The organism is Ruminococcus flavefaciens MA2007, from assembly GCF_000621845.1.
Taxonomy (GTDB): domain Bacteria; phylum Bacillota; class Clostridia; order Oscillospirales; family Ruminococcaceae; genus Ruminococcus; species Ruminococcus flavefaciens_E.
On the sequence record NZ_JHXF01000008.1, the window covers coordinates 115,551 to 138,226 of the forward strand.

The window sequence follows — 22,676 nt, forward strand, 5'->3', positions numbered from 1 at the left end:
CGCTGAGCGTGAGAAAGGCGGCTGCCGAAGCCATAATGAGCTTCGGCGGAAACGCAGGCAGAGGCGGTCATCAGCTCGCTATGCGTACCTCCGAGGCGTACTACAATGCCCGTGAAGCGGCAGCGGAATTCTTCGGGGCAGAGCCCGAGAACACCGTTTTTACTCTGAATTGCACCCATGCGCTGAATATGGCTATACAGGGCGTTATGTCACAGGGCGGACATCTTATAATCAGCAGTATGGAGCATAATTCCACGGCTCGTCCTGCTGTGTCTCTTGCCCTTAAAAAGCAGATAACCCTGTCCATAGCCGAGGTCTATCCCGACAAGGAGCAAACTATCGAGAGCTTCCGCAGGCTTATCCGAAGCGATACCAAGGCTGTGGTCTGTACTCTTGCAAGCAACGTCACGGGACTGCTCCTGCCATACCGTGAGATAGGGGAGCTCTGCCGTCAGCGCGGAGTCTGCTTTATTGCTGACGGAGCGCAGGCTTGCGGCATTTACGATATAAAGCTCTCTGACGGCATAAATATACTCTGTACCGCAGGGCACAAGGGACTCTACGGCATAACGGGCACGGGACTCCTCATCACTGACGGGGAATACCCTATAGCTCCCATTATACAGGGCGGCACGGGCAGTGAGTCTCTCAGCCTTTTTCAGCCGACTATTCTTCCCGACAGCCTTGAAAGCGGAACTCCCAATATCATAGGAGCGGTCACGGTGGGCGAGGGGATACGCTTTATAAAGAGGCGCGGCGCGGAGGCTATCCGCGCCCATGAGGAGCGGCTATGCCGCAGGTTCATCTCGGAGCTGAGCCCTGTAGAGGGTATCACGATCTATCGTGACGAGAGAGCGGAGTACGCTCCTATAGTTTCATTCAATGCCTTTGGCATAAGCTCCGAGGACGCCGCGGCGATACTGGGGGAAAAGGGCTTTTGTCTCCGTGCAGGCTACCACTGTGCGGCTCTTGCACACGCCGCACTGGGCACAAAGGGCGGAACTGTCCGCTTTGCTCCCTCGGTATTCAATACCGAAGCAGAGGTGCTAAAACTTGTATATTATGTTAAGATATTGAAAAATTTACAAAATTCTTAAAAAACTATTGAAATTATCTGAATTTGTGGTACAATATTAATATGCAGTATTGTGCAGTCAGCTATGAGGACGCAAGTCCTCATACCTACATAGATAAACTTAAAATAAATATGTGTAATCAATCGCAAATCCCCAGGGGGGTGTATAGATGTTCATCTTTTTTCAGCATAAGTTCTTCAAGTCCTCTCCGCAGGAGATACTGGACGCTTTTCTCAGCGTTATCAGTACATTCAAGTTTACTGACGTAATCGACGTTGTTATACTTACATACGTAATTTATCTGCTGCTCAAGCTTATCCGCGAGACTCGCGCAGGACAGCTCGTAAAGGGTATCATGCTTCTCGTTGCAGGCTATTTCATAAGCATTGCCCTTGAACTCAAGGTAGTCAGCTACCTGCTGGAGAAAACTCTCAGCATGGGCGTCCTGGCAATGATAGTCCTCTTCCAGCCTGAGCTGAGAAGAGCTCTCGAAAAGGCAGGACGAACCAAGTTCGGAATAAGGCTTTTCGGTCTCGGACAGGACAACGACGAGATGAAGCAGCGCTGGAATCCTGCTATCGAGGCTATCTGTGATTCCTGCGTTGAGCTGTCGGCGACCTGCACAGGCGCTCTCATAGTAGTTGAGCGTCAGGTAAGGCTTGGCGAACAGATAGAAACAGGCACTATCCTCAACGCCACACCCAGCAAAGAGGTGTTCGGCAATATATTCTATCCGAAAACACCGCTCCACGACGGAGCTGTCATAATGCGCGACGGTATTATCCTTGCGGCAGCCTGCTTCCTCCCGAAGCCTGCCAAAGACGCTCTCATCAACAAGAAGCTGGGCTCCCGTCACAGAGCCGCTATCGGCATGAGTGAAAACTCCGACGCTATTGTTATCGTTGTTTCGGAGGAAACAGGACAGATATCCGTAGCCCTTAACGGCAACCTCACCAGAGATTATACCCGTGATAAGCTGAAGGCTCTCCTTGAGGAGCAGCTTTTCAAGGATAAAACAGAGATATCTATCGGCAAAAAGAAGCTTTTTTCTTCGCGCTCCGAAAGGAGAAAGAAAAAATGAATGAAAACAGAAAACGCGGCATAAACGAGAACACAAACAACGCCACACTGCTGCTTATCGCTATAATCTGTGCTGTTGCGGCGTGGTTCATCGTAGCTATGACCATATACCCGTCGGAATCCAAGACTATCACCGATATCCCGCTGATAATGGATATAACAGGCACCTCTGCCGCAGAAAACGGTCTTTCCGTTACCAACAGGAACGTTGAAAAGGTCACGGTCAGCTTTGACTGCAGCCGTACCAACTACAACCGTATAAACGCTGACGACATCAGAGCATACGTGAATTTCGACAATATCACGACCGAGGGTAAAAAGACTCTCACTATTCAGGTAGATTCCGACAACGGCTTGGAGCTCACAAATCTCAAGGTCTATCCCGAGACTGTTGAAGTCGAGCTGTACAAATTCGAGATAAAGACCATAAACGTAAAGCCTAAGCTTACCAATGTTACCCTTGCAGAGGGCAAGGTATTCGGCGATATAAAGTGTCAGCCGGAGGAGATAACCCTTACAGGTCCGTCCTCAAAGCTTGCTCAGATAGCCGAGTGCTATGCGGTATCCGAGAAAACTCTCACTGACCTTGACACCAGCTACAGCGGTCTTAACAGCGACAGGCTGGAGTTTATTGACGCTGAGGGCAATCCGCTTATTGATACCCAGTTCATCACTACCGATCCTGCTACTGTGAACATAAGTATGCAGGTACTGACTCAGAAGACGGTGCCTTTCAAGGTAAATCTGAAGCTGCCGTCCAACTCGGACTTCGATAAGGACAGCATCAAATTCAATATAACTCCTGCCGAGCTCACCATTGCTTCGGGTTCATCAGACGTTACTCTCACAGATGATCCTCTGGAGATACCGATATCCCTGAGCGCTGTTGATATAGGCTTCTCTAAGGAGTTCAGCATAGAGAATATGCTGTCGGGCAAGAACGTTAAGAACGTTTCGGGTATTGAGAATGTAAAGGTAACTCTTGACGATGAGGGACTTGCGTCCAAGGAGATTTCACTGGCAGGCGAAAAGGTAAGTCTGCTCCATGTGCCGAGCGACGGATATTCATATTCTATCGAAAGCGCGAAACTTAAAGTCAAGCTCATAGGACCTGCTGATGTGATAAATGACATCACAGCGGCTGATCTGGACGCTACAGTGAACTTCCTCGGTGAGGATACCTCGAAGAATCCTGACCTGTTCGCATATGACGTTCAGGTATCATGCAGTACTCATAATAATGTATGGTGCTACAATGCTCCGCAGGTCAATATAAGGAAAACCGCCAAGGAGGGCTCTGCAAAGCAGTCGTCTGCGTCGGGAAATGCGTCCTCAAAGACAAATTAATGCATATCCGCTGTACGGAAGTACAGCGGATATTTTTTTATGTAAGGTAGCCTTAGCAAACAACTAAATCTACGTATATCGGGAAAAAGCTTGCACAATGTCTAAGAGGCAGCCCTTACTTACCGAAAGAATTTTATATAAAACTACGAAAATACGACAAAAATCTGTATTTTTGTGCTTAACATCTTCCAATTTTAAACAATATATGATATAATTATATCTATGATTTTATGGCTGTATTGTTAATAATTTATGCGAATAAACTACATAAACGCAGAAATACAGCCGATTATGCTTTCCGAGTCGGCTAAAAAAAGAGGAATGTGAGGCGCGGAAAGTAAATTTTGAAGGAGAAAAAAATGAGAGCAAAGAGAATTATTGCGTCTGTGCTGTCATTTGCCATGTGCGTCGGTGCTATGACCTCGGTCAGCGTCAATGCGGAGGGCAATTTGTCAGCAGGCGGCATTGCTGTCGGTGCAAATTCGGCAGTCAAAGCCGATGAAACAGGCGCGGCAGCCACTACATCAAGCAACAACAATACTGCAACAACTCCTGCTGAAACTCCGTCTGCATCCGTTATAACCATAAAGCTGGGAGATGTAAACGGCGACGGAAATATCGACGCTGCGGACGCGTCAACTGTGCTCACTGCCTATGCAAATACCTCGTCAGGCAGAGCTATCGGACTTACGGCAGCTCAGGTAGTCGCAGCCGATGTGGACAACAACGGAAGTGTCAATGCCGTTGACGCTTCAAATATCCTGTCTTACTACGCTTATCGTGCAGTAAAGGGCAAGCGCTCGCTGGAGGAATACCTCAGTGCTCCCGATAAGGCTATGGAGGAGCTCAGGGCTCAGACAGGCAGCACAACAACTACTACCTCAACAGCTGCTTCAACAACGACTACAACTTCTGTTACTGCTGCAGCATCGACGGCTAAAACAACAGTCACAACGACTGTCATCACAACAAAGCCCGTACCGCTGACAAATCCCTCTGTTTCATCAACAACTACAGCGGTAACTACCACAAAGCCTATCCCGATAACCAATCCTATAACGACTGTTTCAACTACCACAGCTCCAAAGCCGACAACTACCACTGTTAAGACTACTGTAACTACCACTTCAACAACAGTTCTTACGACCACAACCACAGTGGCTCCTACAACTACTGCAACAGCTGCTCCGACAACGACCTCGACAGCAGCTCCTACAACAACGACAACAACTGCTGCAACTACGACTTCAACTGCCACATCGACAACAACTTCTGCGACAACACTGCCTGTGTCAACTACAACGACTAAGGCTCCCGATCCGAATAAGGTGTCGGAGATAAAGCTGAGCAAGACCGAGATAAAGCTCACTGTGGGCGGCGACGGCGATATATCAATGGTTACTATGCTGCCGAGAACAGCTCCCGACAAGAGGGAGATATGGACAAGCTCCGATGAGAATGTTGCTACCGTAAACTTTGAGGGCTGGATAAGCCCTGTAGGCGAGGGAACCTGTACAGTAAAGGTACAGAGCGTAAATAATCCGCTGGTTTACGGAGAAATAAATGTTACTGTAGTCGATCCCAACAAGGTAAGGGAAATAAAGCTGGACAAGAGCGAGATATCTATCCCTGTTGGCGGCAAGGACATCTCAATGGTCACTATGTATCCTGTCAGTGCTGTGAATAAGGAGGAGATATGGGTAAGCTCCGACGAGAAGATAGCTACAGTTGACAGCGAGGGCCTGATAAGGGGCGTGACTGTAGGAAACTGTATCGTAACGGTCTACAGCAGGTCAAATCCCGACGTTCATGCTTCCATAAAGGTATCTGTTACCGATCCGAATCAGGTATCCGAGATAAAGCTGAGCAAGTACGAAATGGATATTCTTGTGGGTACACTTGATATTTCCTATGTAACTATGCTCCCGAAGACTGCTGTTGATAAGACTGAGCTGTGGATAAGCTCCGACAACACCATTGCAAAGGTGGACAAATGGGGAAATGTTTATGGAGTTTCCGCAGGCGTCTGCACCATAACGGTATACAGCCAGTCCAATACCAATGTAAAGGCTGATATAAAGGTAACTGTTCACAATAAGCCTGTTATTCTGACAACAACAACTACAACAACTACCACCACTACTACAACAACAACTGCTGCAAGCACGACAACAACTTCAACATCAACAACGTCTGCTACAACAACAAAGCCGCAGCCCACATCAGGCTCGACTACCTCTGCTCCTGCGCACCTTATCATGACGCACAACGGTGCTACATATGTGGACGGTATCCTTATCGTAAACAAGACATACAGCGTCGCAAAGGACTTCAATGCAGGGGGCGGACTCAATGCGAACGCCCTTGCGATGTTCAATAAACTCTCCGAAGATGCGGCTCTCCACGGACTGAAGATAATCTGTACATCGGGCTATCGTTCATACGCGAATCAGGAACTCATCTACAACAACTACGTTGCTGCGGACGGTATCTTAAAGGCTGATACCTATTCCGCAAGACCGGGACATTCCGAGCACCAGACGGGACTTGCTATCGACGTGAATTCAATAAGCTCAGAGTTTGCAGATACTCCCGAGTGCAAATGGCTTGAAAAGAACGCCCATAAGTACGGCTTCATTATCCGCTACCCAAAGGGCAAGGAGGCTTTTACGGGCTTCCAGTACGAGCCGTGGCATATAAGATTCCTGGGAATAGATACTGCCACAGCTGTTTACAACAGTGGTCTCTGCCTTGAGGAATACCTTGGAGTAACTTCCTACTACAATTAACAGTTAAGCTGCCGAAGCGAATCTGCTTCGGCAGCTTTTTATATCAAAGCAGCCGTCAGCAGCTCCGTCATGTGTCTGGAAGCTGCTCACGGGAAAAAACTCCACCTCCTGACGACGCAGCGCATATTGCCGCTTACATTATATTATGCAGAAAAGGCAAAAAGGTACAAAGAAAAATCTTACAATCCTATTGTAATTATTGTCAGAATTGTGTAACCGCTGTGATACGGTCCGTAAGCATTTCATATCCGAACTGTATTCAAACCGAAATCGCTCTGTTATTGCAAATCACGCCGCAGTGGGGTATAATATAATCAAGGAAAAGGAAATAAACAAGAAAAAACTTCATTGTTTCTTATTTTACTTCCGCGTCGACCTTATACCTCCCGACGCGAAAAGCGGTGCCCGCACACCACCGCTTCATGAACACACCTTTCGGAAAGAAAGACCGCCGGCGCAATAGTGTTGGCGGTCCTCTTCTTTTTATAGTCAGCTTCGCTCACTGAGGTATATCCCTATCCTGTTGTTAAGGATATCTGCACATTCACTGCCTGTTTTCTCACCGTTGATAACAGCGGCACATTCCTTTGATATGATACTGTTTATCTCAAAGTTGAAATAGGGGGAGAATTTTGTTCTGAAAATGTAATCCCTTATCTGCTCAGCCTGCTCCTTTGTGATAGGAGTATCCTCCTGCCAGTCGGGGACGAATAATATTGAGTTTTCATTGTCGGCAGACAGTGACATATAATCGTCGTAGAAGCTCTTTATAACGGGAAGTCCTCTGTTTTCCTCATTCGCCTTGTGCTGATAATTTTTATCCTTGAGCATATAGGTGATGAATCTCCAAGCGCCTTCTTTATTGGGGGAATCCTTGCTTATGCCGTACAGCCATCTGCAATCGGATACAGAGCCGTTACCGTCCTCTGAGGGATATCCAACAAAGGTGACGGGTTCGCAGCCAAAGTCGTAGCATACGTTCCAAGCAACGCTCTGATTAAATGAGCCAATGTCTATTTCAGATATAAGAGCGCCGTTATTCTTTAATTCGTTCTGAAACTCATCGCTGGTATATGTAGTCGTATCGGTGCTGTATTTCATGTCAGCGTTTTCCCTGCCGAATCTGCCTGCAAAATCGAGAGTCTTTGCAAGCTCGGGAGTGTTGAAATTACAGGTATAACTATCGAAATCTACGCATTTTGAGGAGAGTTTGTTTGTAACAAAATCGCAGACTGCCTGTGTATTGCAGGGCTCGCAGTGCAGGAGCTTCATATTCTCTGGGAGTTTCTCATAAGTCTTCACCAGATCATCAATTGTCCAGTTTTCCTTGTTTTCTCCAACAAATTCTGTCTTTGCAACAGCTGTGTGCAGGTCAAAATTCGCAGCTATTGCAGGCAGCTTGCCGTTTGCCTCAAATCCGCTGAGGGCGTTTGGTATAAACTCATCTCGTGAAACTCCGCCGAAGCTGTCCATAAGCTCGTACATATCCGCAAAGACTTCCTTATGCACAAGCGGCTGCGTATATGACGGGTTAAGAACGATTATATCGGGAGCAGTTCCCAATATAAGGTCCATTTGCAGCTGCCGCAGGGCGTTTGAGTGAAAATTGTCATCCTCGCTGACGAGCTTTGAATAGTCGACGATTTTGAGTTGGTATGCTTTCTGACTGTTGTTGAACGAGATTATAGCAGGCTCTACAAGCCTGTTTATCTCAGGCATACCGATAGTTATCTCATTGGTAGTCAGCATGTCCTGCTGAGTATCCCCGTCGGGCTCAGAGCTGCTGTCCTTGTCCTTACCGCAGGAAAAGGCAGCCATAAGGCTGAAAGCAAGTGTAAAAGCGATGATTTTTTTCATAAAAATACTCCTTTCGTATATAAAAGTCCAACTGCTTTTATAAATAAGTGATTTCATAAGGCAAAAAAGACGAAAAAGCATACAGATTTGTAGAGTCCCACAAATTTGTATGCTTTATTTTGTGTAAAAAAATCGGCACGGTAGATCCGTGCCGATAGTTTTTTTATTTGGATTTTGCTGTAGGTGGAGTGAGGCTGGTACGCTTTCCGAGGAGGAAGAGCTGTATCTCAAGAGCGTCGTTGGTCGTTACACTCTTGTTTCCTGTTGTTACAGCACCTCTTTCCAGTCCCTTTTCTGTGATGTGGTTCTTGTCGGAACCGTTGAGACCGTACTTATTCGGGTTAGCAAGGCTCTGCATTATGAGAACAACGTCTGACATATCAACGCTGCCGTCGTTGTTAGCGTCGCCCCATTTAAAGTCCTCGTCAGTCTGATTTGAATTTGAAGACTTCTCCTTGATAGTTACCGTGTAGGAGATATCCACGCCATAGCAGTAAGTATATCTGTAATAATCGCCTGCACCGCCCTTGATATTTACAGTATATTTACCAGCGGGGAGGGTATTGAACTTATCAAAATCAACGCTCTTTCCTGTACCGTCAGAAATAGTTACGATAGAAGTATTGATATCAGCATCAGTATATCTGCCGCCTGAACCTGCTCCCTGCATGGGAGTACCGCCGAAGAGAAGTCCGCTCAGGTCGAGTGACTCGCCCTGCTCGTAAACTGTCTTTGTAGGGTAGGAATCAACACCCTTGAAGTTATAGCCGGGGTGTGTTGAGGGTGTAGGCTCTGTAGTAGTTGTTGCCGTAGTTGTTACTATCTTCTCGGGCACTGTTGTAGTTGTTACGTCATCTGGGATTACAGATACCCGAAATCTGTCCTTTACCTCGGGGTGATCCTTGAGAGATACGCCTATCATGTATGAGCCTGTCTTTGAGCTGTCAAATTCAGAAGCGTCGATAACAAATAAGCTTGAATTGAGAGGCTCGTTTACTATACTGATCTTAGTGCCGTCAGCAGCTATACCCGAAACATAAGCATATCCGCCTGCAAGGTCGAGCTGTTCGCCGAGTCTGTAGAAATCCTTTTTAGGCTTTTGGATCCTGTCGAACTTAGCAGCGTCCTTAGAGGTTGTAGTTGTTATAGGTGCGGTAGTTGTAGTAGTGGTCGGATATGTTACAGTAGTTGTAGTAACCTTTTTAGTAGTAGTTACAGTCTTTGTGGTAGTTGTGGTCGTCTTGTCAACAACTACGGGAGTACCGCTGCCTGCCTTGCCGCCGTCGAGGTTGCTCTTGGCGCCTGATGTATAGAAGCCGTTCAGTGAAAGACCGTTTGCACCGAGAGCTGTCTGGTGGTCCAGACCGATGTACTTGCCGTCAGATGTCTGCCAGAGAGACTCCTCAAAGAGCTTGTACTTGTTGTTGTCCCAGTTCATAAAGGTGGAGTCAAGAAGTCCGCCTGTATCGCCTGAGTTAGGATTGAGGCACCAGAATGTGTGGTTGATGTGGTTGTCTATCATGTAGTCACGGAGGAGCTCCATCCACTTCTGGTTAGCGCCCTTGTCCATGTGACCGCCCCACTCGCCGATAAGCAGGGGAGCGATGTTTTCCCTGTTGATGTAAGCCCATGTATCGTACCAGTAGTCGTCAAGGAGAGTCTGTGTTGTGAAGTCCTTGTCGAACCATGACTGAGCATATACAGACGGACCGTAATCGTGAGGTGAGTATACTATCTGACCTGAATCGGGAAGAACAGGGAGGTCCTTGACTCCTCTGAGGTTTCCGCCCCACCATGCGCCGTACCATTTCTCTTCGCCGGGCTGTGGCTGGAACTTGTCAGCGTCGCTCCATTTTACGCCCTTGTCGAGCATAGGAGACTGCTCGATGCCCTCGATGAGGATAAGAGCGTGAGGATTTACAGCAAGAATAGACTTTGCGCATTCCTCTGAGGAGTACTTCCAGTTGTTCTTGTCTGTTGAATCGTCCCACTTAGCCATATTTGACGGGCAGGTAGTTCCGTTGTAGCCGCGCTTGCCGTGTGGCTCGTTCTTGAGGTCGTATGCAAGGATAGTATCGTCGTTGGCGTACTTCTTAGCCAGCCATGTGATAGAATCCTTCCAGTCGTCCCATGTTATCTTTGCCTTTGAGAAGTGACCTGTAGCCATACCGTCGCAGTCCTCGGCAGTTTCGTCGTAGTACCAGAGGTTGTAGTTATGGCCGGAGTTGTGTGAAGCAGGGCTGTGAACGTCGATAAGTGCCTTTACGCCGTACTTCTTGCACTTCTGCATGATGATATCGAAAATAGCCATAGAGTCCTTGAGAGTCTTTCCGTCAGCCTCTACAAATTCTCTGTTGATGTTACCGTACTTGCCTGCGGGAGTTATGGTGCCGTCCTCGCCAACCTCGTCCTGGGGAGGATTGTAGCTTGCCTGTACAGATGATACAGGAAGCGGAGAGCCGTCCATCCATGAGAGAAGGAGCTCTGTGGAGATAGGGAAGCGGATAATGTTGATACCGTGGTCGGCGATAGTCTGGAGCATATCGTCTACGTCTCTTGCGTAGAGACCGTGGGGAACGTTCTCGGTACAGTTCATGCCGAACCAGTTTGCACCTGTGAGCCATACCTCGTTGCCGTTCATGTCGTAAAGGCGGCTGCCCTTTGCGTGGAGCCAGTCGTCATTTGTGTCGTCAGCTGCCAGAGCCTTTCCAAGTGTGTCGGGAGCGGGCATTGACGGATAGTAAGCAGCGCCTGAGACAGTCAGTGCTGCTGCGGCAGCAACAGCTGCCACTGAGCGTAGAATTTTGTTCATTTTATTTCCCTCTCATGTATTTATTTTTGCTGCGCAGCACCCTGAAAGCTGCGCAGGCAAATGCTTGGTTTGTCACTCAACGGGGAGCTTTGTGTATTTTCCCAGCAGATAGAGCTGAATAGCTAATGCGTCGTCTGTAGTAACGCCGTTGTTGCCGATAACGTCTGCGTTCTTCTGACCTTCCTCGGTCATATGCTTTTCGTCGCTGCCGCTGATACCGTATTTATTCGGATTGGCAAGAGACTGCATTATGAGAACAACGTCTGACATATCAACTGCACCGTCGCAGTTAGAATCCCCGAAAGTGCGATTACTGACCTCGGGAGTTGTTGTAACAGTTGTTGTTGTGCTTGAAGTCGATGTTGTTGAGTCTGATGTAGTAGTTGTAGTAACTACAGGCTTTGTTGTAGAAGTTGTGGTCTTTGAAGGATCAGCATTTACTGCCTTGCCGTCTGATGTCTTTCCGCCGTCAAGGTTGCTTCCCTCTGACTTAGCGTAGTTTGTGTAGAAGTCGTTCAGTGAGATACCGTTCTTGCCGAGAGCTACCTGATGGTCGAGACCGATGTACTTGCCGCTCTTGGTCTGCCAGAGAGCCTTCTCAAAGAGCTCGTACTTAGGCTCGTTCCACTTGATAGTGGTGCCCTTTCCTGCCTGGAATCCAAGGTCGTCCCAGAGTCCGCCTGTATCGCCTGAGTTGGTGTTGAGACACCAGAAGGTGTGGTTGATGTGGTGCTTTATCATGTAGTCGCGGAGGAGAGTCATCCACTTCTGGTTCTCCTTGCCGTCCATATGACCGCCCCACTCGCCGATGAGCTCGGGACCGATATTCTCTGCGTTTATGTATGCCCATGTATCGTACCAGTAGTCGTCAAGGAGAGTCTTTTCCGAAAAGTCCTTGTCGAACCATGTCTGAGCATATACTGACGGGCCGTAGTCATGAGGTGAATATACTATCTGTGAAGTACCCTGCTTTGGCTTGATTGGGTATTCTCTTGCGCCGCGGAAGTTTCCGCCCCACCATGCGCCGATGTAAGGGGAGTTGTCTCTTCTGTCGGGCATACCCCAGTAGTCGCCTGCCATAGCGCCACTCATTGACTGCTCAACGCCTTCAACGAGGATAAGAGCGTGAGGGTTTACATCAAGGATAGCCTCTGCGCAGCGTGTAGCCGCATAAGCCCAGTTGTTCTCGTCCTTTGAGCCGTCCCACTTGGCAGCTGCTTCGCCCTCCTGTCCCTTGCCGTGAGGCTCGTTCTTGAGGTCGTAGCCGATAAGTGTATCATCGTCCTTGTACTTGTCGGCAAGCCATACCAGAGAGTCTATCCATACGTCTGTGGTAACTCCTGCCTTGCCGTACCAGAGATTGTAGTTATGTCCCGAGTTGTCGGTGTGCGGGCTGTGGATATCTATGAATGCCTTGATGCCGTGCTCCTTGCACTTCTTCATCATGATGTCGAAGACCTGCATACTGTCAACGGGAGTCTTGCCGTCTTCAGCACAGAAATCAGGATTGATAGTGAATGCAGGATCTGTGTTGCATGAGAAGCTGTTTACCGGATTGGGCTTGCCTTTCATCCATGAGACGATGAGCTCTGTGGAGATAGGGAAGCGGATAATGTTGATGCCGCGGTCTGCTATCTCTGTGAGACAGTCGTCAGCGTCGGCGCTCCAGAGGTAGTGTGGGCAGGCTTCGTTGCAGTTGAAGCCGAACCAGTTGGCACCTGTGAGCCATACCTCGTTGCCGTTCATGTCGTAAAGGCGGCTGCCCTCTGCATGGAGCCAGTCGTCGTTGTTTGTGTCAACAGCCTGTGCTGTCAGGTCGTTTGTCTGACCAAAGGAAGGTGCTGCTCCCGTAATGGTCAGTGCGGCAGCGCAGATAAGCGCTGAAGCAGTACGTGTTAGCTTTTTCATGTTTGATTACCCCTCTCGATATTTTCTCCGCAGATGTGATTTATAGTTTTTTCTGCGGAGCATAGTATACAATTATCCAGTATACTATAATCAGTTATATTGTAGCATTTCAGCCTAAAAAAGTCAATAGGAAAAGCGCATTTTACAGCTGTTTATGCATAAAATGAAATGTGTTGTTAATTAAAGTTAAAAAATAAAAATAATTATAACCTACTTGACAAGTCGATTTTACAGTGCTATAATGAAAAAAATCAAACCGATGACGCGGAGATAAAGCTAATTATGCTTGCACAGAGAGCCCATGGTGCTGAGAATGGGGCGAAAAACAGGTTAGCAAATGGACCGCTGAGGGTGCAGTCAAATGATCGCGGAGATGACATTCTATTAGAGGCGGTCAGAGTATTCTGCAACGTTAGGATGTGCGTTAATCATCAGGGATATGACAGTATCCTGTTAAGTGCACAGCTTTGCTGTGAATCAAGGTGGTACCGCGGATAAGTATATTCGTCCTTGACAGACTAATATGGTCTGTCAGGGACTTTTTTGTTGTCCTGCAGACCGACGGAGGTGCTTTTTTATGAATTTTATGCCCGATCTTGAAACAATCGGCAGGATAGCCGAAAGCGGAAAATACGACATCGTCCCCGTTAGCTGTGAGATACTGTCGGATATCTGTACTCCTATCGAAGCTATCATGAAACTCAAAAACGTTTCCACTCACTGCTATATGCTTGAGTCGGTTGCAGAAAAGGAAAAGTGGGGAAGATACACATTCCTCGGCTATGATCCGAAAATGCAGATAACAGCTGTGGGAAGCGAAATGACTATCGGCGACGTCAAGATAACCACTGACGATCCCTCGATACAGATAAGACAGATACTTTCAAAATACAGAAGTCCCAAGTTCGATTATCTCCCCACATTTACGGGAGGTCTCGCAGGCTACTTTTCCTATGATTTCCTCTCTTATACCGAGAAGTCGCTCCGTATCGGCGTGAACGACACCGAGAGCTTCAAGGACGTAGACCTGATGCTTTTCGATAAGGTCATCGCATTCGACAACTTCCGCCAGAAGCTCATACTCATTGCGAATATGAGACTTGAAGAGGGCGAGGCAGGCTACAACAAGGCTAAGATGGAGCTTATGCAGATGGCGGAGCTTCTCAGGAACGGCGCTCCCGTAAAGGAGCAGGCAGGCAAGCTCACTACCGATGTTACGGCGCTTTTCAGCAAGGAAGAGTACTGCGAAATGGTCGAAAAGGCAAAGGGACATATCCACGAGGGAGATATCTTCCAGATAGTTCTCTCGAACCGCCTCAGCGCAGGCTTTGAGGGCAGTCTCCTCAATACATACCGTGTTCTCAGAACTATCAACCCGTCGCCTTATATGTTCTATTTCTCAGGCACGGACGTGGAGATAGCAGGAGCTTCTCCAGAAACGCTGGTAAAGCTTGAAAACGGCGTTCTCCATACTTTCCCGCTGGCTGGCACACGTCCGAGAGGAAAGACGGAAAAGGAGGACAAGGAGCTTGAGGAGGGACTTCTCCGCGACGAAAAGGAGCTTGCAGAGCATAATATGCTGGTAGACCTTGGCAGAAACGACTTAGGTAAGATAAGCAAGTTCGGCAGTGTTGAAGTTGAAAAGCTCCACAGTATCGAGCGCTACTCCCACGTTATGCATATCGGTTCGACAGTGCGCGGCGAGATACGGGAGGAGTTCGACGGACTTGACGCAGTAAGCGCTGTGCTCCCTGCGGGTACGCTTTCGGGAGCTCCCAAGATAAGAGCTTGTCAGCTCATTGCAGAGCTCGAAAACAACAAGCGCGGCATCTACGGCGGCGCTATCGGATACATCGACTTCACTGGAAACCTCGATACCTGTATCGCTATCCGCATTGCCTACAAGAAGAACGGCAAGGTCTTCGTCAGAAGCGGCGCAGGAATCGTTGCAGACTCGGTTCCAGAAAAGGAATATCAGGAGTGCATAAACAAGGCTGCGGCTGTTGTGAATGCGCTTAAAATGGCAGAGGAGGGAGACTTATGATTCTTCTCATAGATAATTATGACAGCTTTTCGTACAATCTTTATCAGATGATAGGCGCTATAGAGCCCGATATCAAGGTCATACGCAATGACGAGATGACAGTTTCCGAGATAGAGAAGCTTGCTCCCGACAGGATAATCCTTTCACCTGGTCCCGGACGTCCCGAGGACGCAGGCGTAATCATCGAAGCGGCTAAGACAGTGTGTCAGAAGATACCTACCCTCGGCGTTTGTCTCGGTCATCAGGCAATATGTGCGGCTTACGGTGCTGAGGTAACATACGCAAAGGAACTCATGCACGGCAAACAGTCAGTTATAAGCTTCATGAACGACAGTCCGCTGTTCAGGGGCATTGACGAGGGAGCTCCCGTAGCGAGATATCACTCCCTTGCGGCAAAAGCCGATACCATTCCCGACTGCTTCAAGGTAACTGCTGTTGCCGACGACGGCGAGATAATGGCAGTCCAGCATAAGGATTACCCCATATTCGGCGTGCAGTTCCACCCCGAGTCAATAATGACTCCCGACGGACATATCATGCTGAAAAACTTTATCAAGCTTAGTAAGTAGTGAGTAGTGTAGGGGACGCCGCCCTCGGTGTCCCGTCCGTTAAACATATGAATGGTGGTGAGACTATGAACTACCTTGAGGAATTTTACAGCGTCTTTGACGAGGACGGGCGTTTGCTCTCACGTCACGGTCAGGTGGAGTACCTGACTACCATGAAGTACATTCACGACTTCCTCGGCGGAGCAAAGCAGATCCATATCCTTGAAGTGGGTGCAGGCACGGGGCGCTACAGCATAGCTCTTGCCCGTGAGGGACATAATGTCACCGCTGTGGAGCTTGTTGAAAGTAATCTCAATAAGCTGAGGGCAAAGCTTGACGGCAGTGAAAAGCTTACAGCGATACAGGGCAATGCTCTTGACCTGTCAATGTTTACAGATAACAGCTTCGATATGACTCTGGCGCTTGGTCCGATGTATCATCTTTTCACCCGTGAGGATATGCTGAAGGCATTGTCCGAGGCGGTGAGAGTCACCAAAAAGGGCGGACATATACTCGTTGCCTACTGCATGAACGAAGCCGCTGTTATACAGCACGCCTTTCTTCACGGCAACCTGCAAAAAGTCCTTGATAATCATATGCTCACCGATGACTGGCACTGCAAAAGCGAGCCAAAGGAGCTCTTTCAGCTGGTGAGAACAGAGGATATAGCTTCTTTGAATTCCGAGTTCCCCGTGGAAAGGATAAAGCTCATAGCGGCTGACGGAGCGGCAAATTACATCAGCGAATGTATCGACAGCATGGACGATTTTACATTTGAAAAATTCATGGAGTACCACTTCGCTACCTGTGAAAGACAGGACTTGACAGGTGCTTCAAATCATACGCTGGATATCCTGCGTAAAATATAAACCGAAAGGAAAGATATCATGTCACAGTCAAAAGGAAGATTCGGCGTTCACGGCGGACAGTATATCCCTGAAACGCTTATGAATGCGGTCATCGAGCTTGAACAGGCTTACGACCATTATAAAAACGATCCCGAGTTCAACCGCGAGCTCACAGAGCTCCTCAATAACTATGCAGGCAGACCTTCTCTGCTGTACCGCGCAGATAAGCTCACAAGAGAGCTTGGCGGAGCTAAGATATACCTCAAGCGCGAGGATCTCAACCATACGGGTTCACATAAGATAAACAACGTTCTCGGTCAGGCTCTCCTTGCAAAGAAAATGGGCAAGACTCGTCTTATCGCTGAAACAGGAGCAGGTCAGCACGGCGTTGCTACTGCAACAGCGGCGGCTCTCCTCGATATGGAGTGCGTAGTTTTCATGGGCGAGGAGGACACTAAGCGTCAGGCTCTCAACGTTTATCGTATGAAGCTCCTCGGCGCTGACGTTATCCCCGTAAAGAGCGGTACGGCTACTCTCAAGGACGCTGTTTCCGAGGCTATGCGCGAGTGGACTTCACGTATTTCAGATACACATTACTGTCTCGGTTCTGTTATGGGACCACACCCGTTCCCCACTATAGTCCGTGATTTTCAGGCTGTTATCTCCCGTGAGGCAAGAGCCCAGATACTTGAAGCAGAGGGCAGACTTCCCGACGCAGTTATCGCCTGTGTAGGCGGAGGCTCAAACGCTATCGGAAGCTTCTATCACTTTATCCCCGACGAGGGAGTACGTCTTATAGGCTGTGAAGCAGCAGGCAGAGGTATCGACACCTTTGAGACTGCCGCTACAGTGAATACAGGAAGAATAGGTATCTTCCACGGTATGAAGTCCTACTTCTGTCAGGACGAGTACGGTCAGATAGCTCCTGTTTATTCTATCTCAGCAGGTCTTGACTATCCCGGTGTAGGTCCCGAGCACGCACATCTCCACGATATCGGCAGAGCTGAGTATGTGCCTGTTACAGATGACGAAGCAGTAAACGCTTTCGAGTATCTTTCACGCACCGAGGGCATTATCCCTGCTATCGAGTCGGCTCACGCAATTGCTTACGCTATGAAGCTTGCTCCTACTATGGACAAGGACAAGATAATAATCGTTACAGTTTCGGGACGCGGCGACAAGGACTGCGCTGCAATTGCCCGTTACAGAGGGGAGGATATCTATGAGTAATATAAGATCAGCCTTTGCAAACGGCAAGGCTTTCATACCATTTATAACCTGCGGTGATCCCGATCTTGAGACTACTGCAAAGGTAGTTCGTGCGGCTGCCGAGAACGGCGCAGACCTTATCGAGCTTGGAATACCTTTCTCAGATCCGACTGCGGAAGGTCCTGTTATACAGGGGGCTAATATCCGCGCACTTGCAGGTGGAGTCACCACAGACAAGGTTTTCGAGCTGGTAAAGGAGCTCCGCAGAGACGTCAAGATACCTTTCGTATTTATGACCTATGCAAATGTTGTTTACTCCTACGACGCTGAGAGATTCATGGCTCGCTGCTGCGAGACAGGAGTTGACGGTATCATACTTCCAGACCTTCCCTTTGAGGAAAAGGAGGAGTTCTCCGCAGTTGCAAAGCAGTACGGAGTTGACCTCATATCCCTGATAGCTCCCACATCTGAGAATCGTATCGCAATGATAGCAAAGGAAGCCGAGGGCTTCATCTATATCGTATCAAGCCTTGGAGTTACAGGTGTGAGAAGCGAGATAAACACCAATATCGGCGATATCGTAAAGGTCATCCGTGAGAATACCAATGTGCCCTGCGCAGTAGGCTTCGGTATCTCAAAGCCCGAGCAGGCTAAGGCAATGGCTGAACTGTCAGACGGAGCTATCGTTGGTTCGGCAATCATCAAGATACTTGAAAAGTACGGAAAAGACGCAGCGCCATACGTTGGCGAGTACGTTAAGGAAATGAAAGAAGCCGTTTCTAAAGCATAATGTTTGTAGGGGACTCTGAGGGCAGTGTTCCGCTGTAGGGGCGGATATTATCCGCCCGATAAGGGGACGCCCTCACTTGCAGGGCGTCCCCTCTCGAAAAACAATTCACTGGATTGTTTTTCGATTCACCCCTTTCGGAGCGCCTTCGTAACTGTGGGGCTTTGCCCCACACCCCACCAGAGGCGCTGCCTCTGGACTCAGCCAAAGGAACATAGTCCCTTTGGAATCCCATTCATGGGTTCATCAAGTTATTTGGTAGATTTAAAAATAAAAATGGAGGAGCTTAAAATGATAAAAGAAGCAATCGCTAAGATCGTTGACAAGCAGGATCTTACATATGATGAGGCATATAAGGTAATTTCAGAGATCATGGCAGGAGAGACTACTCCTACTCAGAATGCGGCTTTTCTCTCCGCACTTTCCACTAAGAGCACAAAGGCTGAGACTATCGACGAGATAACAGGCTGCGCTGCTGCTATGCGTGACGCGGCTATCAAGTTCGAGAACGATATGGACTTGCTGGAGATCGTAGGCACAGGCGGCGATAACGCTCACAGCTTCAATATTTCAACTACTTCCGCTTTCGTTATCGCAGCGGCAGGTATCAAGGTATCAAAGCACGGAAACCGCGCAGCTTCTTCGCTTTCGGGAACTGCCGACTGTCTCGAAGCACTTGGCGCTAACATCGACCTTGAGCCTGAAAAGTGCAGACAGCTCCTTGAAAACGTGGGCTTCTGCTTCTTCTTTGCTCAGAAGTATCATACTTCCATGAAATATGTTGGTCCTATCCGCAGGGAGCTGGGCTTCAGAACAGTATTCAATATCCTCGGACCACTTACAAACCCTGCCTGCCCGAATCATCATCTTCTCGGCGTTTACGACAGCGTTCTCCTTGAGCCTGTTGCAGAAGTTCTCATGAAGCTTGGCTCAAAGAACGGTATGGTAGTTTTCGGCAAGGATAAGCTGGACGAGATATCTCTCAGCGCTCCTACCGCTGTATGCGAGTACAAGGACGGCTGGATGAAGAATTACGAGATAACTCCTGAGCAGTTCGGCTTCGAGCGCTGCACAAAGGACGACCTCAAGGGCGGTACTCCCGAGGAGAATGCAGCTATCACACGCGGTATCCTCGACGGCAGCATAAAGGGACACAAGCGCAATGCAGTTCTGCTCAACGCAGGTGCTGCTATCTACATCGGCGGCAAGGCTGAGAATATAGCTGAGGGCGTTAAGAAGGCTGCCGAGCTCATTGACAGCGGCGCTGCTCTTGCAGCTATGGATAAGTTCATCGCTGAGTCTCAGAACTGAGGTGCAGTATGACTATTCTCGATAAGCTTGCAGACCATGCCCGTGAGCGTGTGGCTGAGGCTAAGAAAAAACTCTCCCTTGACGAGGTAAAGCGCCTTGCACTGGCACTGCCGAAGTGCGGTTTTGAGTTTGAAAAAGCGCTGAAAAAGGACGACATCGCTTTTATATGCGAGTGCAAAAAGGCTTCGCCGTCAAAGGGCATAATTGCTGAGGACTTTCCCTACTTACAGATAGCTAAGGACTACGAGGCGGCAGGTGCTGACTGCATATCCGTACTCACCGAGCCGAAATGGTTCCTCGGCAGTGACGAGTATCTCCGTGAGATAGCTTCAAATGTAAGTATTCCCTGCATACGCAAGGACTTCACTGTTGATGAGTACATGATATACGAGGCAAAGCTCCTCGGCGCCAAGGCTGTTCTCCTTATCTGCTCCATTCTTTCACAGCAGCAGATAAGCGAATATATCGGCATTTGTGACCAGCTGGGACTTTCTGCTCTGGTCGAAGCTCACGACGAAGCGGAGCTTCGGGCGGCTGTTGCCGCAGGAGCACGCATTATTGGCGTGAACAACCGTAATTTAAAGGATTTTTCCGTTGATACAGGCAACAGCCGCCGCCTGCGGGAGCAAGCTCCCGCAGATGTGAGCTTCGTATCCGAAAGCGGCGTTCAGTCCGCAGAGGATATAAGGCTTCTCCGTCAGGCAGGTGTGAACGCTGTGCTTATCGGCGAGACTCTCATGCGTGCCGCTGATAAAAAGGCAAAGCTTGCGGAGCTGAAAGGATAATATGGCTAAGATAAAAATGTGCGGACTGCGCCGCGCTGAGGATATCGAGTATGCAAATATGCTTCTGCCCGAGTATATCGGCTATGTATTTGCAAAAAAAAGCAGGCGCTATGCAGCGCCCGAAACGGCTGAGAAGCTCACCAAGCTTCTCAGCACAGAGATAACTCCCGTGGGAGTATTTGTTGACGAACCTATTGAAAATGTCATCGCTCTAGTAGAGAGCGGTACTATCAGAATGGCACAGCTCCACGGAAACGAATCCGAGGACTATGTTGCTGAGCTCAAAAGCCGCGGCATACCTGTGATAAGGGCTTTCAAGGTCAGCTGTGAAGCCGATATCGCCGCCGCAAGAAATACCTGCGCGGATTATGTGCTTCTCGATTCGGGAAGCGGCTCGGGAGAGACCTTCGACTGGTCGCTTATTAAAAATGTGGGCAGGGATTACTTCCTTGCAGGCGGACTTACCGCCGAAAATGTAGGCGAGGCTGTGAAAATGCTGAGTCCCTTTGCGGTGGACGCAAGCTCCTGCCTTGAGACCGACGGCTTCAAGGATTTCACCAAAATGAGAGCCTTTGCGGAGGCTGTCCGCTGAATCAGGACACGCTCTCTATCTTTATACGGAGCTTTTTTATGATTTTCTTTTCAAGACGCGAAATGTAGGACTGCGATATGCCAATGCTGTCGGCTACCTCTTTCTGCGTCTTTTCTTTTCCGTCGATAAGTCCGAAGCGCATTTCCATTATCTCGCGCTCACGGTCACAGAGCTCCGAAACTGCATTGCGCAGTATCTCACGCTCGGCTTCGGTCTCGATACCCTTGTTTACTATGTCATCGTCAGTGCCGAGTATGTCCGACAGGAGCAGCTCGTTGCCGTCGTAGTCGATATTCAGCGGCTCGTCTATGGACAGGTCGTTGCGGTACTGTGAGGACTTACGCAGGAACATGAGTATCTCGTTCTCGATACATCTTGAAGCATATGTAGCCAGCTTGATATTTTTTGTTGGACAGAAGGTGTTCACAGCCTTGATAAGCCCGATAGTTCCGATAGATACAAGGTCCTCTATGCCTATGCCCGTTGACTCGAACTTCTTGGCTATGTACACCACAAGTCGGAGATTATGCTCTATGAGGATATTACGCGCCTCGGGATCACGGGCAGAGAGCCGCGCGAAAACCTCCGTTTCCTCCTCTCTCGTCAGGGGAGGCGGCAGGGTGTCCGAGCCGTTTACGTAGAATATCTCTCCTGTGAAATGCTTTTTCAGGAATGCCTTTACTCTTTCGATGATGTTCATTGTTTTTCTCCTTCTTTGCTATATTTTCAGCAGCTTAGGGTTGAATACCGCCTTTCCGCCGCATTCTCCGAAGCCTATAAGTGCGTCCACTGCCTTGCGCTCTCCGCTGTCACCGCTGCATATCAGCACCTCGTCGGGGCGGAACACAGGGATTAGTCCGCTGCCCGAGACAGCAGTGCAGGGGAGCAGTCGGAATCCTTTGGGCAGCAGTGATATGTCCAGCTCCCTGCCTGTGAGCTCCGAAAAGCTCTCCTCGGAGCAGATTATCACAGGCGAGCCTGTGAAATAGTCCACAAGGATATTCCCCGTGTCCGCAAGTCCGCTGAGGTTCAGTATCTTCTTGCCTGCGCGGACATATACCCGATAGCTGCCCACAGGAGCTTTGTCCGCTATAAGCCGTATCAGCCGCAGTGCGAAGTACAGGGCGGCGGTGGCCATTATAAGGATAAGCAGCGAAAAATCTATGTAGAAGCTCCCGTTGCGGAAGTGCATGAATTTTGGCTTCAGCAGGGAATAGACTCCGTAAACTGTGCCTGCAAGGACGAAATTTGCGGCGAAAAAGGCGGAAGTGTTCAGAAACAGCCGCTTTTTGCCTCTTATGCCGAATGAAATAATGACTATGCTCACTGCCGCCGCAAGCTTTATCAGCAGGGGCAGCATTGCTCCCATATCAGGGAGGAGTATGGTCAGGGAGAATATGCTGCCCCAGACAGCTCCCCATATGCAGCGCCCTGTCCGCAGGGGCGAGTGGGTGAGACCTGCGGTTATACGCAGCAGGAAGTAATTCACATAGATATTCAGCACTATGAGTACGTCGATATATATAGTCTCCACATAACACCTCCCGATAGTATTATAATGCAGACAGGCTGCGAAATATGTCAAAGTGTGTCAGTGCGCTGAAAACAAAAAGGCAGAAGCTTCATCGAAGCTTCTGCCATTACTTTTTAACTTATCTTAAAAACGGAAGTGCTGCTGCACCA

General features: G+C 48.8%; 17 protein-coding genes and 1 other annotated feature. Of the genes, 12 read left to right on the top strand and 5 right to left on the bottom strand.

Going from position 1 to position 22,676, the window contains the following annotated elements:
* Positions 1 to 8 precede the first annotated feature (8 nt).
* The 4 genes from T497_RS15835 to T497_RS17375 all read left to right on the top strand — a co-directional run bounded on the left by T497_RS15835 (position 9) and on the right by T497_RS17375 (position 6,292).
* Positions 9 to 1,097, top strand: coding sequence for an aminotransferase class V-fold PLP-dependent enzyme (locus T497_RS15835; protein ID WP_242839972.1), 1,089 nt, complete (start codon positions 9 to 11; stop codon positions 1,095 to 1,097).
* Between the two features lie 148 nt (positions 1,098 to 1,245).
* Positions 1,246 to 2,157 carry a diadenylate cyclase CdaA gene (cdaA, locus tag T497_RS0104815; protein ID WP_051530530.1) on the top strand — a complete coding sequence of 304 codons (912 nt, stop codon included), beginning with the start codon at positions 1,246 to 1,248 and terminating at the stop codon, positions 2,155 to 2,157.
* Positions 2,154 to 3,503 carry a CdaR family protein gene (locus tag T497_RS0104820; protein WP_028514648.1) on the top strand — a complete coding sequence of 450 codons (1,350 nt, stop codon included), beginning with the start codon at positions 2,154 to 2,156 and terminating at the stop codon, positions 3,501 to 3,503. The genes cdaA and T497_RS0104820 overlap by 4 nt, the downstream gene beginning before the upstream one ends.
* A 359-nt stretch (positions 3,504 to 3,862) precedes the next feature.
* A complete protein-coding gene (locus tag T497_RS17375) occupies positions 3,863 to 6,292 on the top strand; it encodes a D-alanyl-D-alanine carboxypeptidase family protein (protein WP_051530531.1) in 2,430 nt (809 codons plus the stop codon).
* 489 nt (positions 6,293 to 6,781) lie between these two features.
* Here T497_RS17375 and T497_RS0104835 read toward each other — a convergent pair whose 3' ends face one another.
* From T497_RS0104835 to T497_RS0104845, 3 genes are all read right to left on the bottom strand, one after another.
* Positions 6,782 to 8,149 (bottom strand): extracellular solute-binding protein, encoded by a 1,368-nt coding sequence (locus T497_RS0104835; protein ID WP_028514649.1) that lies wholly within the window; start codon positions 8,147 to 8,149, stop codon positions 6,782 to 6,784.
* Between the two features lie 163 nt (positions 8,150 to 8,312).
* On the bottom strand, positions 8,313 to 10,880 hold the full coding sequence (locus T497_RS18765; RefSeq protein ID WP_242839974.1) for a cellulase family glycosylhydrolase: 2,568 nt from the start codon (positions 10,878 to 10,880) through the stop codon (positions 8,313 to 8,315).
* 153 nt (positions 10,881 to 11,033) lie between these two features.
* Positions 11,034 to 12,869, bottom strand: coding sequence for a cellulase family glycosylhydrolase (locus T497_RS0104845; RefSeq protein ID WP_028514650.1), 1,836 nt, complete (start codon positions 12,867 to 12,869; stop codon positions 11,034 to 11,036).
* Positions 12,870 to 13,119: 250 nt separating this feature from the next.
* Positions 13,120 to 13,384 (top strand) — a binding site (T-box leader).
* 62 nt (positions 13,385 to 13,446) lie between these two features.
* On the opposite strand from T497_RS0104845, the gene trpE reads away from it, so the two are divergent.
* From trpE to T497_RS0104890, 8 genes are all read left to right on the top strand, one after another.
* On the top strand, positions 13,447 to 14,913 hold the full coding sequence (gene trpE / locus T497_RS0104855) for an anthranilate synthase component I (RefSeq protein WP_028514652.1): 1,467 nt from the start codon (positions 13,447 to 13,449) through the stop codon (positions 14,911 to 14,913).
* On the top strand, positions 14,910 to 15,482 hold the full coding sequence (locus T497_RS0104860; protein WP_028514653.1) for an anthranilate synthase component II: 573 nt from the start codon (positions 14,910 to 14,912) through the stop codon (positions 15,480 to 15,482). The genes trpE and T497_RS0104860 overlap by 4 nt, the downstream gene beginning before the upstream one ends.
* 65 nt (positions 15,483 to 15,547) lie before the next feature.
* Positions 15,548 to 16,330 (top strand): class I SAM-dependent methyltransferase, encoded by a 783-nt coding sequence (locus tag T497_RS0104865; protein WP_051530532.1) that lies wholly within the window; start codon positions 15,548 to 15,550, stop codon positions 16,328 to 16,330.
* 18 nt (positions 16,331 to 16,348) lie between these two features.
* Positions 16,349 to 17,539, top strand: coding sequence for a tryptophan synthase subunit beta (gene trpB / locus T497_RS0104870; protein ID WP_028514655.1), 1,191 nt, complete (start codon positions 16,349 to 16,351; stop codon positions 17,537 to 17,539).
* The gene (trpA, locus tag T497_RS0104875) at positions 17,532 to 18,308 is read left to right on the top strand and encodes a tryptophan synthase subunit alpha (protein ID WP_028514656.1); all 777 of its coding nucleotides are present in this window, start codon (positions 17,532 to 17,534) and stop codon (positions 18,306 to 18,308) included. Before trpB ends, trpA begins: the two co-directional genes overlap by 8 nt.
* A gap of 288 nt (positions 18,309 to 18,596) precedes the next feature.
* Positions 18,597 to 19,616 carry an anthranilate phosphoribosyltransferase gene (gene trpD / locus T497_RS0104880; protein ID WP_028514657.1) on the top strand — a complete coding sequence of 340 codons (1,020 nt, stop codon included), beginning with the start codon at positions 18,597 to 18,599 and terminating at the stop codon, positions 19,614 to 19,616.
* Positions 19,617 to 19,624: 8 nt separating this feature from the next.
* Positions 19,625 to 20,401: an indole-3-glycerol phosphate synthase TrpC gene (gene trpC, locus T497_RS0104885; protein WP_028514658.1), complete on the top strand. Its 777-nt coding sequence runs from the start codon at positions 19,625 to 19,627 to the stop codon at positions 20,399 to 20,401.
* Between the two features lies 1 nt (position 20,402).
* Positions 20,403 to 20,993 (top strand): phosphoribosylanthranilate isomerase, encoded by a 591-nt coding sequence (locus T497_RS0104890; RefSeq protein WP_028514659.1) that lies wholly within the window; start codon positions 20,403 to 20,405, stop codon positions 20,991 to 20,993.
* Between the two features lies 1 nt (position 20,994).
* On the opposite strand, the gene sigE is transcribed toward T497_RS0104890, so the two are convergent.
* Complete coding sequence (gene sigE / locus T497_RS0104895; RefSeq protein ID WP_028514660.1) at positions 20,995 to 21,693, bottom strand: RNA polymerase sporulation sigma factor SigE; 699 nt, start codon at positions 21,691 to 21,693, stop codon at positions 20,995 to 20,997.
* 18 nt (positions 21,694 to 21,711) lie between these two features.
* On the bottom strand, positions 21,712 to 22,527 hold the full coding sequence (locus T497_RS0104900; RefSeq protein WP_028514661.1) for a sigma-E processing peptidase SpoIIGA: 816 nt from the start codon (positions 22,525 to 22,527) through the stop codon (positions 21,712 to 21,714).
* Positions 22,528 to 22,676: the final 149 nt, after the last annotated feature.

Excerpts from the sequence above, each read along its gene's own strand:
- cdaA (WP_051530530.1), top strand. The coding sequence starts at position 1,246 with ATGTTCATCTTTTTTCAGCATAAGTTCTTCAAGTCCTCTCCGCAGGAG.
- T497_RS0104820 (WP_028514648.1), top strand. The coding sequence starts at position 2,154 with ATGAATGAAAACAGAAAACGCGGCATAAACGAGAACACAAACAACGCC.
- T497_RS17375 (WP_051530531.1), top strand. The coding sequence starts at position 3,863 with ATGAGAGCAAAGAGAATTATTGCGTCTGTGCTGTCATTTGCCATGTGC.
- T497_RS0104835 (WP_028514649.1), bottom strand. The coding sequence starts at position 8,149 with ATGAAAAAAATCATCGCTTTTACACTTGCTTTCAGCCTTATGGCTGCC.
- T497_RS18765 (WP_242839974.1), bottom strand. The coding sequence starts at position 10,880 with ATGCCCGCTCCCGACACACTTGGAAAGGCTCTGGCAGCTGACGACACA.
- T497_RS0104845 (WP_028514650.1), bottom strand. The coding sequence starts at position 12,869 with ATGAAAAAGCTAACACGTACTGCTTCAGCGCTTATCTGCGCTGCCGCA.
- trpE (WP_028514652.1), top strand. The coding sequence starts at position 13,447 with ATGAATTTTATGCCCGATCTTGAAACAATCGGCAGGATAGCCGAAAGC.
- T497_RS0104860 (WP_028514653.1), top strand. The coding sequence starts at position 14,910 with ATGATTCTTCTCATAGATAATTATGACAGCTTTTCGTACAATCTTTAT.
- T497_RS0104865 (WP_051530532.1), top strand. The coding sequence starts at position 15,548 with ATGAACTACCTTGAGGAATTTTACAGCGTCTTTGACGAGGACGGGCGT.
- trpB (WP_028514655.1), top strand. The coding sequence starts at position 16,349 with ATGTCACAGTCAAAAGGAAGATTCGGCGTTCACGGCGGACAGTATATC.
- trpA (WP_028514656.1), top strand. The coding sequence starts at position 17,532 with ATGAGTAATATAAGATCAGCCTTTGCAAACGGCAAGGCTTTCATACCA.
- trpD (WP_028514657.1), top strand. The coding sequence starts at position 18,597 with ATGATAAAAGAAGCAATCGCTAAGATCGTTGACAAGCAGGATCTTACA.
- trpC (WP_028514658.1), top strand. The coding sequence starts at position 19,625 with ATGACTATTCTCGATAAGCTTGCAGACCATGCCCGTGAGCGTGTGGCT.
- T497_RS0104890 (WP_028514659.1), top strand. The coding sequence starts at position 20,403 with ATGGCTAAGATAAAAATGTGCGGACTGCGCCGCGCTGAGGATATCGAG.
- sigE (WP_028514660.1), bottom strand. The coding sequence starts at position 21,693 with ATGAACATCATCGAAAGAGTAAAGGCATTCCTGAAAAAGCATTTCACA.